Origin of the sequence: Ferruginibacter sp., from assembly GCF_031391665.1 — a bacterium.
Taxonomy (GTDB): domain Bacteria; phylum Bacteroidota; class Bacteroidia; order Chitinophagales; family Chitinophagaceae; genus Ferruginibacter.
Genome location: NZ_JANMUN010000067.1, coordinates 1 through 13,927, shown reverse-complemented (window position 1 = coordinate 13,927; position 13,927 = coordinate 1). Strand labels below are relative to the sequence as shown.

Below are 13,927 nucleotides of genomic sequence, written 5' to 3'. Positions count from 1 at the left end.
ATTTGAACAATGCAATTTAATAAGACTTTATTGTTTTTGCATAAAAGCTTTTATTGATGTAAAAACAACTTCCATAATTTCACCCCTTCAGGGGATGGGGGCAAATCTCAAATTAATATCGGGTGGCGTTTAAATTCCATTGTTCTGTCGAATAAATAGCGGTAGGTAGCCAAGTTTCTGCTTCGGAAAGATTCGCCCAAACTTTCGGCAATGTTGAGCATTTTTGGGTTAAAATCACCGATCCACTGCATTTCATATTCGGTATAAAGCACTGCATCCGACTGTATTATTTTTGCAGCTTCCACCACAATAAAAGCATCAATGCCTTTGCCCTGCCACTCGGGTACTACGCCAAAAACCAACCCGTTAAATTTTTTATTGGGAGTAAATTTTTTTAGCCAGAGAAATTTAAGTTTTTGCAATAAACCAAACTGCCCGTTTAAATGTTTAAACCATTGGTTTAGGTCGGGCAGGTTTACAAAGATGGCAATTGGTTCTTCTTTGTTATAAGCAAACCAAATAATTTTTTCATCCATTACAGGTTTCATTTTTTTAAACATAATGATAACCTGCTCCTTGGTTAATTGCTTTAAACCGCCATGCCCCGCCCATGCTTTATTATATACTGTTGTAAAATCTACTGCAAATTTTTCCAGTTGATTTCTATCAATATGCTTTGCAGAAAAGTCAGGATTATTTTCAAATGGTTTATGCCTGTCGAACATTTTTTGTTTTAGAGTATCTTTAGGCTTCATACCAAAACAAACCTGGTTAAAAAAAACTTTAAAGCCATAGTTTTCAAAAAGTGTTACGTAATATGGAGGATTATAATTCATGCAATATAATGGTTCCGTAAAACCTTTTGTAACCATGCCCCACCAACGGTCACGCTCACCAAAATTTATTGGACCATCCATTGCCTGCATGCCTTTTAGCTGCAACCAATTCTTTGCTGTATCCAATAAATAATTTGCTGCATCCTGGTTATTGATGCATTCAAAAAAACCAACGCCGCCAACTGTTACTTCATCACCTTTATTTTTATATTTTTTGTTGATGAAGGCTGCAATGCGGCCGGTTAAATTTCCTTTTTCATCTTTTAAAATCCATCTTTCCACTTCTCCAAAACGAAAGGCTTTATTTTTATTTTTGTCGAATACTTCATTAATATCTTTATCCAGCGGACGGATCCAGTTGGCATCATCTTTATATAATTTTACTGCTACCTGTAAAAATTGATCTGCAGTATTTTTATTAGTTACCGGTGTTAATTGCATGTTTACTTTTAAGCATGCAAATGTACTTAAAAAAGTATGAGCCATTTGCTATAGCTCATAGCGGGTGTAATTTAAATTGTTACAGAAATGTAAAGGGTTGTCAACCTATAAAAAATTGGCAACCCTAACCCGTAGCAAAATTTAATTTACAACTCTACCTCTCCAATAAATACTTCCCCTTCCTTTTCTTTTTGCATTTGCAGCGTTACAATCTTTTTTACTTCTTTAGGGGTACCATAATGTAAATAAATTTCTGCCATAATGGTTGTGGGGCCTGCAAGTGTAGCCTGTGTATCGCTGTAATAATCTATTTGAATTTTATATTTTCCTTTAGCACCGGTTTTTAATAAAAATTGTTCGGGGCCAAAGCCTTCGGTAAAATCATCGGAAATGCGGCCACCCATTGCTGTTGTTTTATGACTGTAAAAACATTTTTCACCATTGGGATCAGTTACCCATAAATCAATATCGGTGTTGTTCATATTCCAGTTCATTACCACTCTTACATCAGATGGCATGGGAATAATTATTTTTTTATCAATGTTTTTAAGATTCAATTCGTTTTTGTGTAATGCAATGATGCGGTTTATTTCTGTTAAAAATATTTCTTCAATACCGCTGTACATCCTGTCCATTTCGTTACTGTAACTTTTTGTCATGCCTTCGTATAACATATCCAGCGCCTGTTGGTAATTTCCTAAATCCAAATAAGCCAGTGCACAATCCCTGTAACTCTGCGGATCGTTGGGCCGCAATTCTTTTACTTTTTTAAACGCTGATAATTCACCTTCGTATTCCCCGGCCTCTTTTAATTTATAACCCAGCATTTTATACAATTCGTAACTGCCATTTTCTAACTCTGCCAAATTGCTGAGAATGGTAAGGCCATTTGCTTTATCGCCTGTTTTTAAAAAGTAAGTGGCTACATCAAAAAAATAAGTTGGCCTGGTAATGTAATATTGCCGTAGTGCTAAATATTTTATATAGCGGTTTGCTTTTTCAGTAAGTTTAATTTCTTTCAGGTAATCGAATGTTTCGATATTAAAATTTGGTTTTGCAGGTTCTTCTATAATATTTTCTGTTGCAATTTTATCCTGTATTTTTCTATACGAAGAATCTGGTTTAAAATTTTTTGTGGTGATGATTACCGCTCCGTTTGCTGCAGCAGCACCAAAAATTGCTGTTGCATTTTCATCTTTTAAAATATCAATAGTTGCAATATCTTTTTGATTGATATTATTAATTGAAGTTTGTGTTTCCCCATTAACAACATACAATGTTCCGGCTGATGGCTGGAAAGAATTTTGGCCACGAACTGTTACTGACTTATACGCACCTGCATATCCGTAAGATGATGTTATTTGCAACCCTGCGGCTTTGCCAGCCAGGTTATTAGTTACATTGGGTATTGTTAATGTTTCCAACTTGCTTGCACTGATTGTTTGTACACTGCCCGTTACTTCCCTTCTTCTTTGCACACCATATCCTACTACAACTACTTCTTGTAAATCAGCGGATGATGTTTTTTCTACTGTCAAATTTATCAAAGAGGCAGAATTCACTGTTACTTCTGTTCTACTAAAACCTACTGCGGAAGATTGCAGGATATTGCCCTGTCTTACATTAATTCTATAAGCACCATTTGCATCCGCTTGGGTACCAATGTTGGTTCCTTTAATTTTAACAGAAGCAAAAGGAATGGGTTGCCCTGTATTATCAGTAACTCTTCCTGTTACGATTTTAGTATTTCCCGAAGGCGTTACTTGTGCGGCTTGAGTTCTTTGCATAGAATTGTTTCTAACCACCGGCGACGATATTGTAACAGGTTCTTTTTTTACAATTTCTTTTTTAATTAATTTTTGGTTGTACCAATCTTTTAATGTTGCCATCATGTTTAATGAACTACGCAAATCGTTTTCATTTTTTGTAATGATGGTGCTGCTTCTTTGCTTCATTATGCGGTTGTATTCTTCCTTCAATTCTGCTGGTGGTTCAATCTCGTACTGTACATAATCGTTAATAGTTTCCAAAACAATTAAAGAAGTATTACGGGTTACAATGCCAAATTGTTTACCCAGCTTTTCTATTTCATTTTTATTTTGATTGTACTGAATATCCAGTTCTGCAATCTTCTTTTGTGCAAATATTTTGGTGATATCGAAGTTTTCGCAAAGCTGCGTTTCAGTATTAATGATGATAGTTTTTTCGTACGTTACAGTATTGCCGTAGCCAAACTGTAAAACAATTTCTTTAATGCCTTCTTCAGCAATACCTGCAACAGCAAAATTGCTGTTTACTGCAACCGGCATAGAAGGATAATTTTCTTTTATTAAATTATTTTGTTTGATACCTAAAAAACGGAATGGCTCATTCATTAATTTTTTAATGGCATCTGCCGCTGATGTATTTTGTAAATCAATTAAAAGTCCGCCTGTTTTTAATGCAATGAATTTTAGATTGCTGTAGTCGGCTGCAGCAGCGCTGTTGATGCAGTTCACAGGCTTGTTACTTAATTGCATTTGTTTGTTGCCCAATGTTTGGTGGCCATCGCTCACTAAAATAAATTCATCTGCCATTATATTTTTTAAATTAAGATTGCCAAAATTGGTAGCACCGTCGTATTGTATTATTTCAATTGCTTCTTTTAATGCAGCCCAATTGCCATTTTGCACCAAAAATGTTTTTGTGGTTTTTATGGTGTTGCTGAATACTGCCAGGTTAACCGTTACATTATTTATCTTTTTAAAATATACGTCCAGCAATTCCATTTCCTTTTTTATATTTCTGTTGCTGCCGCTGAGCGAAGCATCCCACAACAACGCAAGTGTTGAAGGCATTATTTTTTTCTTTTCATTTTTTTGCAAACGTGTATTGATAAGATAATAATAATTGTTTTCAAATTCCTGCAGCATTACTTCAGCTGCATCCAAAGGTTTTGGTATGCTGAAAGAAAGCGAATACCCCGGCACATAATTAGTTTTTTGTAAAGAAGAATTGTAGGTGTTATTGGTTTGGGTGAAATGTATGTTTTCATTTAGGGCAGAATCAAAAACGGGCTGTGTTGCGGTTTGTATAACGGATACATCAAGATTAAAACTGGTTACAGTATCTTTTAAATTTAAAGGCAGGTAATATTGCAATGCATCGTTGTTGTTAACCGGCAATTCTTCTACGTAACCAATAATAACCGTTCGGGTACTATTGGCATTTATGGGATAAATTCTTGTACGAAAAGTATTGCCATCAATTTTTTCCAAAAGTCCAGGATCAACTCTTCTCCGCTCAATGGTTTCAAATACTTCGGTGCCTTTGCCACGGTCAACCGGTACGGCTTCTCTCATTTTTCCGTTAATGTCCAATGCATAACGGCTCACACTTAAGCCTTCTTTCAAAGGAAAATTTAATGTGCCTTCCAGTATTTTTGAAGTGGTATTTTTAAAAGTCATTTGCCAGGTAGTTCTGGTTACGGTACCGCATACTTTTATTTCAATTTTAAGCGCCTGTAATTGCACGCCGTTATTCGTTTTACTATCTACAGTAAGTTGTGGCGACTGTGCATTTGATGTAAGTACGGATGCTGCAATAATTATTGCAACTAAAATATATTTTCTCATAACGATGTTTGCTACAGGATGAGAAAATAAAAAGGATTACATAAAAATATTTAAAAAATTAAAAGATTATTAAGCAAACTATTATTTTTAAAGAGTATGCTTCTTTGCAAAATTGCAGTCTTTTTCTTTTCTTTTTTTGTGGAAAAAAAGAAACAAAAAAGCCACCCGAAAAAGATTACATCCCTTTTTCGGGGTGGTTCCCTGATAGGGCTTTTGTACTACTGTACTTCAGCATTAAAAAATTGCAGCTGATTTTTTTAAAATCATTTGACAGACATTAAACACATAAAACTTCTTATAGTCTATTAATTTTTTGTACATTTAAATATTATGAAAGTGATAAAAATAATTACTGCTGCTATTTTAATAACCGGCTTATTTATAAGTTGTAAAAAATCTGATCCGGCACCGCCGCCTCCACCTGTTGATCCTTGCAAAGGTGTAATTATTGCGCCGGCTGCCAATAAAGCACATACCATTACCGGTCAATCGCTGGGTACTATTACAGTTACTTCCCCAATAGGATCAGGATTAACGTACAGTATTGGAGGAGCGTTCCAGGGATCTGTTAATTTCTTTAATCTTGCCGCAGGCAATTACACGGTTAGTGCAAAAAATGCTGATGGTTGCACTGGCACTGTTGCTGTTACTATTAACGGATATGGCGCTAAATTTTACGCCGTAAGAACAATTGTAAATGGCTATTGCGGCCCCTGCCACTTAAACGGCTCCGTTAGTGGGGGTAAAAATTTTGATGCTGACAATGATATTGTAAACAGCTGGGACAGGATAAAAATAAGAACGGTAGACGGTACTCCAACTTATATGCCGGAGAATGGACAACTAACTGCACAGGATAAACAAAAAATTGTGGATTGGGTAAATGCAGGGCACCGGATAACAGATTAGCATAAAACTTTAAAATAAAAATGAGGCGATAAAAGATATATCGCCTCATTTTTATAATTTATTTTTTTCTATTACCTAACTTTTAGCATTGGCCGCACTTGTTGTATTGCACCATTTTGTAACCGGGCATAATAAATACCAGTGGGTAAATGAGCTGCGTAGAAAGTTACCTTTTGTCCCATTGCCGCAGCAGGATAATCTTTTTCCAGTAAATTTTGTATCAGCCTGCCGGTGTTATCAATTATCTGAATTAAAGTGTGACCGCCTTCTGTATTAAACGTAATTACTGTGTTGTCGGTAAACGGATTGGCAGCATTAGTAATTACACTGCTTCCCGAATTATTTACAACAGCCGTAGTACATACACCGCTTTTTATTAAAGGCAGCTCCTGCAATGTTCCATTTATATTTGGAGGAAATAATGCCTGCACCGTTACTTTATCCAAACAAAACCATTTTTCTAAAAGTGTTGCGTAAATACTCCTAAAATCGTACTGCATAGGTACATTATCATTTACTGTTGCGTTTGCTGAAATAGCAGGATTATCACCCAATACACCACCCTGCACCGGTTTACCAAATACAAACATTGGCGCTGCAGCACCATGATCGGTACCTACACTGCTGTTACTTTTTATCCTTCTGCCAAATTCACTAAAGGTCATACCCACCACCCTGTCTTCTATTTTCAAAAAAACTAAATCATCCTGAAAAGCTTTTACTGCATCGCTAACCCTTCCTAATAATGTAGCATGCGTACCAACAGTAGTATCTGCAACAGTTGTTTGCAAACTATGGTTATCAAATCCACCAAAACTTACCATGTACACCCTTGTTTTTAAACCGCCTTTAATTAAACGGGCAACAATTTTTAACTGATCGGCTAAACTGTTATTAGTTGGGTAAGAACTTTGTGCCGTTACTTTTCCGGCAGCATCTGTAATTCTGCCAGCATATTGTTGCGTTTGTTTTGCAACAGTGCGTATAAAACTCAATTCTTTTCCGGCTTTTGTTGCAGGCACGGGATCGCTGGTACCATTTATTAATTGATAAAAATTTGTGGCACTTGTAATACTCATGGCCATATTTACGCTTGGCCCCTGTGTGGTTAATGCTGCTGTGCTGCCAATTTGTATAGCCAAAGGATCGGGCACATTTGCATTCGGATAACCATTAGGAAAATTAGGATATTCATAATTCAAATAACGTCCGCTCCAGCCGGTGTACACTTCCTGGGTACTGTTACTTGCCGTCATCCAAATATCAGTTGCTCTAAAGTGTGAGAAATTGGGTTGAGGATAACCCACTGCCTGTATCACTTTTAATTTAGTATCGTTGTACATGGTTTGTAAACCCGTCATGGCGGGATGCAGACCTGTATTTGCGTATCCGTTTAATTTTAAGATCCTGTTTTCGGGTATCGCAATATTTGTACGGGCAGCATTATATAAATTGTAAGTGCTGATTGGTATCACCATATTTAAACCATCATTACCACCGGATAATTGGATTATTACCAGCACATGATCAGTATCGGTACCGGTACCAATTAATGCCTGTACTAACGGGGAGTTGGCATTTAATGCTTTTACAGAATAACCACTTATTAAAGCAGGCAATGTAACTGCTGCTGATTTTTCTAAAAATTCTCTCCGTTTCATATTGATTTTTTTATAACAGAAAAAGTATTTTTCGTGAGTAGTGAATCGTCACTCGTGAGCATCTTATGAGAATCTGAGTGCATTCTCACGACTGACGATTCACTATTCATGTATCAGCTTAACTGATACTCACTTAAATTCATTAAATACCTGAACAGATCTTTTAGCCTTGTATTGATAATATTAAAATTTGCTGTGGTGGGGCTGGCAATGTAGGCCATCCAGGCATTGGTCCAGTAATAATCGTACTGCTGATTGCTTAACAGCATTTGCGTTTTCATTTGCTGTTTTACCTGCGGCGATAAACTTAACCGGTACAAATATTTCAATGCATCATCAATTAAATCATTAGGATTGCCGGGGTTTGACAATGTTTTTGCAAAAGCTACAAAATCAAACTGCATTCTAAACCCAAGCCTTGCATAACCGGTATTGGTCATTACATCAGTAAACTGGTTTCGCTTGGGTAACGAATCTGTAGTTATCCAAATTTCATGAAAAGATGGCTCCTGATAATAAGCCGGCATGCCGGCAACATTCGCAGGGTCGTGCAGGTTAAGGCCCATCACCGTCATATTTGCATATAAAGTATTCCAGTGGCCGTAGCTGGTATCCCAATCTGTTAGTACCGGCATTTTTACATCATATTCCCTCATGGCGCCAATTACAATATCGGCCGGTGTTTTAATTACACAACCCTGGTTAAGCACATCAAAAAAATGTTCGCTTTTAAACAGAGTAGTTAGTACAGGTTTAATATTATAATTATTGTTGCGGAAAATATCTGCCAGCGGCGTAATAACATTTGCTTCTGTTGTGGCATCAATATCATAATATACAAACCAGCGGTAAAATTTTCTTACAATAAATTTTGCGACTTCGTTTTGCAAAAAAATCATGTTAAGCAAATCATTCAATTCCAGCTGTCCGGCTGTAGCGCCTGTTCTTCCTGCAATGGTTGTATTATTAAAAAAAGAAGAAAATGTTTTAGTTGCGGTGGAATGACGGGCAGGATCGAAAAAAGTAGTGTATGTGGTACCGTTTACCCGCCAGCCGGTTAGCACTTTAGCTGTTTCTTTTACATCAGCTTCTGTATATTGCGAATCTTTGCCTTTGCCCAGTGTAAACAATTCTAATAATTCACGTCCATAATTTTCATCGGGTGCAGTGGCAACATTAAGGTAGCCATTCAGGTAACGCAGCATGGCATAATCTTTTGTTATGGCATCTACCATTTGTTTAAAATTGCCTAAGGCGTTTTGCCTTATCAACGCATGCTGCGTATATACCCAATTACCATTGCCTACATCACTGGCCTCGTTTCCAAAATGGTCTGTCCATAAAAAAATCATTTTTTCTCTTATACTTCTATCCTGGTTTACCATTACACCTGTCCACCATTTTTTATAAGATGAGCGGCGCTGACTTTGTACCGTACCATCGCCATTAATATCATTTACCCATGTAGTGCCTTGTGCAATATTACTGTCGGGTGTACCGGGCTGGGTAGAGGTTACATATTCTTTTAATGGCGGCCCGGGATTGGGGGCGGTGGGATTTAATAATTCATCTACACTCTGGCTCATACCACGGGTAACAAAATAATCCACATCCAATTTTTTAGCGCCAAACATGGTTCGCTTTAAAAGATGTATTACTTCGTTGGTGGTCCATGGACCGGTGTAAGTGTTAATGCCGCTTAATGTTCGGGCAGGCGATGCAAATGTTACCGCCTGGGCTTTTTTTGATTTTTTGGCGGTAAGAAAATCTCTTCTATCCATAGCAGTGTATTTGAAAGAATGGTATAAAATATTCAGACTAAATAAAAATTTTAAAGTTTAAATGGGGAGATAGCTTTTATAGGATTTGTTTTAAGGTAAACCTGTTGCCTGTAAAATAATAAATGCCTGTTTAATAGCAGGCATTTATTAAACGGTTTAAAGATAATATTATTACTGGATATTTTCAATAATACCGGCAATTCCCTGTCCGCCGCCCACGCAGGCGGTAACAATACCATATTTTTTGTTCAATCTTTTCATATCGTTTACCAATTGTATGGTTAGTTTACAACCGGTACAACCTAACGGATGCCCCAACGCAATAGCACCGCCATTTATATTTACTTTATCCGGATTTAATTCTAAAGTTCTGATAACTGCCAGCGCCTGCGATGCAAAGGCTTCGTTCAATTCAAACAGATCAATATCTGCCAAATTCATTCCGGCCTGTTTTAAAACTTTAGGCACCGCTTCAATGGGGCCAACACCCATAATACGTGGGTGAACACCGGCGCTGGCACAATTTACCAAACGGGCAATGGGCTTTAAACCCAGTTCATTTATCATACGCTCACTCATTACAATTACAAATGCAGCACCATCGCTGGTTTGAGAACTGTTGCCAGCTGTAACACAACCGCCTGCAGCAAAAGCAGATTTTAATTTTGCCAACCCTTCAATGGATGTATCGGCTCTTACTCCCTCATCCGTATCCACTACTTTACTCCTTTTTTGTTTTTTGCCTTTCTCATCCAAATAAATTTCTTCAACAGTTATGGGCAGAATACCCGTTTTAAAAAAGCCAGAGGTTATGGCATTACCCGCTTTTAAATGGCTGTTGTAACTAAATGCATCCTGGTCTTCTCTGGAAACATTATATTCTTTTGCCACTGCTTCGGCAGTTAAACCCATGCTTAAATAATAATCCGGCTCATCTTTTACAATAGAATATGATGGTACAGTTTTCCAGCCGGCTGTTGGCACCATGCTCATACTTTCGGTACCGCCGGCAATAATACATTCGGCCATGCCCGATCTTATTTTAGCAGTTGCCATGGCAATACTTTCTAATCCGCTGGCGCAATAACGGTTAATGGTTATGCCCGGTGCATGTATGCCCACTGCTTTTGCCGAGATCATTCTGCCTACCTGCAAGCCTTGCTCCGCCTCGGGTACAGCGTTACCCACAATTACATCGTCCACTCTTTTTACGTCCAGCTGCGGTACAGTTGCCAGCAAACCTTTAATTACATCAATGGCCAAATCGTCGGGCCTTGTAAATCTAAATCCACCTTTTTTACTTTTTGTAATAGCGGTTCGGTAACCTGCTACAATGTATGCTTCCTGCATGATATTATTTTTATGTACCGGGCTTCAAACCATTGATCATCTTCATTGGCGTCGCACTCTTGTACGTTAGTAATTTTATTGAACTTTTCTTAAACCGCATAAATTAGTTGTTTATGCAACTTAATGTCAAAGGTATAATTTCTCCACGAAAACAAAAAACTGAATACAGTAACTTATTTTTGCGCCGCATGTACAAAATTCTTCGTTCGGTTTTATTTTTATTTGATCCTGAGTGGGTTCATTATTTTTCGATGAACGGATTGAGGTTACTGTGCAAAATACCGGGGGTAAAAAATTTATTGGCTGCTTCCTTTCACCCCAAAAAAAATATTCAATATTCAATTTTCAATATTCAATTTTCAAATAAAGTTGGCCTTGGCGCTGGCTTTGATAAAAACGCCAAATATTTAAATGAACTGGAAGCACTGGGTTTTGGTTTTGTAGAAATTGGAACGGTTACACCCAAGACGCAGGCGGGTAATGATAAACCAAGATTATTCAGGCTGCCAAAAGACAAGGCTTTAATAAACAGAATGGGTTTTAATAACGATGGTGTTGAAGTAGTTGTTGAAAGATTAAAAGCTTGGAGATTGGACGACGGACAACGGACGACGGACAACAAACAATCCCTTATTATTGGCGGTAATATCGGAAAGAACAAACTCACTCCTAACGAAACTGCCTGGAAAGATTATGAAATTTGCTTTACCGCTTTGCATGATTATGTAGATTATTTTGTAGTAAATGTTAGCAGCCCCAACACACCAGGTTTAAGAGAACTGCAGGAAAAAGAATCTTTAAAAAAAATCCTTACCCATCTTCAAACCCTAAACACTAAACAGCTAAACCCTAAACCTATCTTACTAAAAATAGCACCCGACTTAACCAACGGGCAACTGGATGATGTAATTGATTTGGCTTTAGAAATAAAATTAGATGGCCTTGTTGCAAGTAACACTACCATCAGCCGCTCCAATCTAACGACTGACGATCTACAACTCACGAAAATTGGTGCAGGCGGCTTAAGTGGTTTGCCTGTAAAAAAACGCAGTACCGAAGTGGTGCAATACATTCATCAAAAAACAAACGGGCAAATACCTATTATTGCAAGCGGGGGTATATTTACCGCTGCAGATGCAAAAGAAAAAATGGAAGCAGGTGCTTCCCTTGTACAGGTGTGGACGGGTTTTATTTATGAAGGCCCTGCAATTGTAAAAAATATTTGTAAAGGATTAAACTAAAGATAACATGAACGAATTACACGAACTGTTTACTACGGCGGGTATTACGGGTTTACTGGCATTAACACTTATGGAAGTAATGCTGGGTATTGACAATGTAATTTTTGTATCCATCATTCTTGGAAAATTAAAAACAGAAAAGGAAAAGAAAAGAGCCAGCAGGATATGGATGATAACTGGTATGGTTATGCGTATTGCTTTGTTATACATTTTAGGCAATTTATTAAATGGCGAAAAAGAATTGTTTAAACTTTGGGAGCACCCGGTTTCTTTAAAAGATATTATTATGGTAGCCGGCGGTTTATTTTTAATGGTGAACACTACTTTAGAAATTCATAATAAATTAGAAGGCGAAGACCCCAATGAAACTATTGAACATAAAAAAACAGGCGTTGGCTTTGCGGCCATCATCCGCCAGATAGTTTTGATAGATTTTATTTTTAGTGTAGATGGCATTATAACATCTGTAGGTATGAGCAAATTGCAGGTGGTGCGTTTTACTGCTGTTATTATTTCAATGCTGGTGATGTTTATTTTTGCAAGACGCATCAGTGCATTTATTAATCAGCACCCTACATTTAAAATGCTGGCCTTATCTTTTTTAATTTTAATTGCCTTTACCTTAATTGTAGATGGTGTGCATGTAGAAAAATTTGAAATACCTCATGGCTATGTTTATTTTGCGATGGCCTTCTCGTTAGGTGTAGAGGTTTTAAATCTTCAGTTACGTAAGCGGAGTAAGAAACCTGTTGAATTACGATCGCCTCATATTGATGCAGAGCAGCAAAAGATTCTGTAAGTTATTTTTTTAAAGTCTGCTAAAAATCACCTCACCCTGTACCAGGCACCTGGTGTTGCCTGTAAGGTAATGCTGGTATTGGCTGGTATGGTTGAAACAGCAGTGTTTGTAAAATCCCTGTATTGAAAATTTGTTAAATGGCTAAAGTTATTTTGATTTACAAGTGTGTATTCTCTTTTCATTACTGTATTTGTTAATGGAAGATTAACCAGTATAACTGCAACAACCGGGCTGTTTAATATTATGGTATGATCATTTTCATCTAAAGTTGTTGTTGCTGTAACTATTCTTATTGCATTACCAAAAGATCCGTTTACATCTAATTTACTTAATGGAATAAAAGGCAGGGTATTAATACCAACGCTGCCGTTATCATCAATTATAACTCTTGTATTATTACCCCCTGTTCTTAATTGTATGGTACTGTCGGCGGTAAAAATAATACCGCTTTTAATTAATGTTGCTGCATTGCCAGCTAACATTCCGGTTTCGTTTGCATCGGGACTTAATAATTGTATATAGTTTGATACATTATCTTCAAATAAACTGATCCTGTTGGAAGGCATATTTAAAACATTACCCGAGCTTCCCCTGCTTACATGCAATGCTGCTTTTGGTTTGGTTGTTCCTATGGCTACATTCACATTTGCAGTGGCACTGTTTACCCCATTGATACTACCCAACACCATCGCATTACTAGTATCAACCTGTGTAAAAGCACCAATGGCTGCAGCATTTTGCAAACTATCTAACGCAGAATAAGCATTTCCTCCAAGGAATGTATTGTTATTTCCAATACGCAAAGTAACACCTGCATAAAAGCCGCTGGCTGTATTAAAATTACCTGTTTTCTTGTTGCCTAAAGATCCTGCTCCCATTGCAGTATTACCAACACCCGTTGTATCATTAACTAATGAAAATGCGCCAATTCCAACATTTTGTTCGCCGGTTAATATTTTATTCATTGCCTGGTAACCTACTGCAACACTCCCAAAACCACCGCCACTGTTCGAAACAAAATTCTGCAATGTAAATGCACCTACAGCAATATTACCAATTTGCGACTGGTGCTTTTTTAATGCCTTATAACCAACAGCGATGCTGTAATCGGAAGTTGCAGGAGATACAACACTCCCTATATCTGCCAATGCGCTGTCTCCAATGGCTATTGAATTCTGCATGGCCCCAGGCTTTTGAATTCCGGCCCGGTCGCCAATTAAATAGTTGCCTTTATTTATATCCCACTGGCCAAGGTATTGTCCATTTTGCTTAAAGCGCAAAGGCATATTATCTGT

Annotated in this window: 9 protein-coding genes; 3 read left to right on the top strand and 6 right to left on the bottom strand. The window is 37.4% G+C overall.

Annotation, left to right across the window (positions count from 1 at the left end; translation table 11 throughout):
* Positions 1–107: 107 nt before the first annotated feature.
* Together ACY651_RS04915 and ACY651_RS04910 are read right to left on the bottom strand one after the other, a co-directional pair.
* On the bottom strand, positions 108–1,322 hold the full coding sequence (locus tag ACY651_RS04915; protein ID WP_462250297.1) for a hypothetical protein: 1,215 nt from the start codon (positions 1,320–1,322) through the stop codon (positions 108–110).
* 101 nt (positions 1,323–1,423) lie between these two features.
* Entirely contained in the window at positions 1,424–4,891 is a 3,468-nt protein-coding gene (locus ACY651_RS04910; protein WP_462250295.1) for a VIT domain-containing protein, read from the bottom strand.
* 330 nt (positions 4,892–5,221) lie between these two features.
* Between ACY651_RS04910 and ACY651_RS04905 the strand changes: the two genes are divergently transcribed.
* On the top strand, positions 5,222–5,800 hold the full coding sequence (locus ACY651_RS04905; protein WP_462250293.1) for a hypothetical protein: 579 nt from the start codon (positions 5,222–5,224) through the stop codon (positions 5,798–5,800).
* Positions 5,801–5,871: 71 nt separating this feature from the next.
* Here the strand turns inward: ACY651_RS04905 and ACY651_RS04900 are convergent, their stop codons facing one another.
* The 3 genes from ACY651_RS04900 to ACY651_RS04890 form a co-directional block, all read right to left on the bottom strand.
* Positions 5,872–7,461 carry a DUF1501 domain-containing protein gene (locus ACY651_RS04900; RefSeq protein WP_462250291.1) on the bottom strand — a complete coding sequence of 530 codons (1,590 nt, stop codon included), beginning with the start codon at positions 7,459–7,461 and terminating at the stop codon, positions 5,872–5,874.
* Positions 7,462–7,574: 113 nt separating this feature from the next.
* A complete protein-coding gene (locus ACY651_RS04895) occupies positions 7,575–9,242 on the bottom strand; it encodes a DUF1800 domain-containing protein (protein ID WP_462250289.1) in 1,668 nt (555 codons plus the stop codon).
* Between the two features lie 171 nt (positions 9,243–9,413).
* Positions 9,414–10,592, bottom strand: coding sequence for an acetyl-CoA C-acyltransferase (locus tag ACY651_RS04890; RefSeq protein WP_462250287.1), 1,179 nt, complete (start codon positions 10,590–10,592; stop codon positions 9,414–9,416).
* A 113-nt stretch (positions 10,593–10,705) separates the two neighbouring features.
* On the opposite strand from ACY651_RS04890, the gene ACY651_RS04885 reads away from it, so the two are divergent.
* Positions 10,706–11,833, top strand: coding sequence for a quinone-dependent dihydroorotate dehydrogenase (locus tag ACY651_RS04885; protein WP_462250285.1), 1,128 nt, complete (start codon positions 10,706–10,708; stop codon positions 11,831–11,833).
* Positions 11,834–11,840: 7 nt separating this feature from the next.
* Positions 11,841–12,632 (top strand): TerC family protein, encoded by a 792-nt coding sequence (locus ACY651_RS04880; protein WP_462250283.1) that lies wholly within the window; start codon positions 11,841–11,843, stop codon positions 12,630–12,632.
* Positions 12,633–12,658: 26 nt separating this feature from the next.
* Here ACY651_RS04880 and ACY651_RS04875 read toward each other — a convergent pair.
* Positions 12,659–13,927: hypothetical protein (locus ACY651_RS04875; protein WP_462250281.1), on the bottom strand; the 1,269-nt coding region annotated here is incomplete at its 5' end.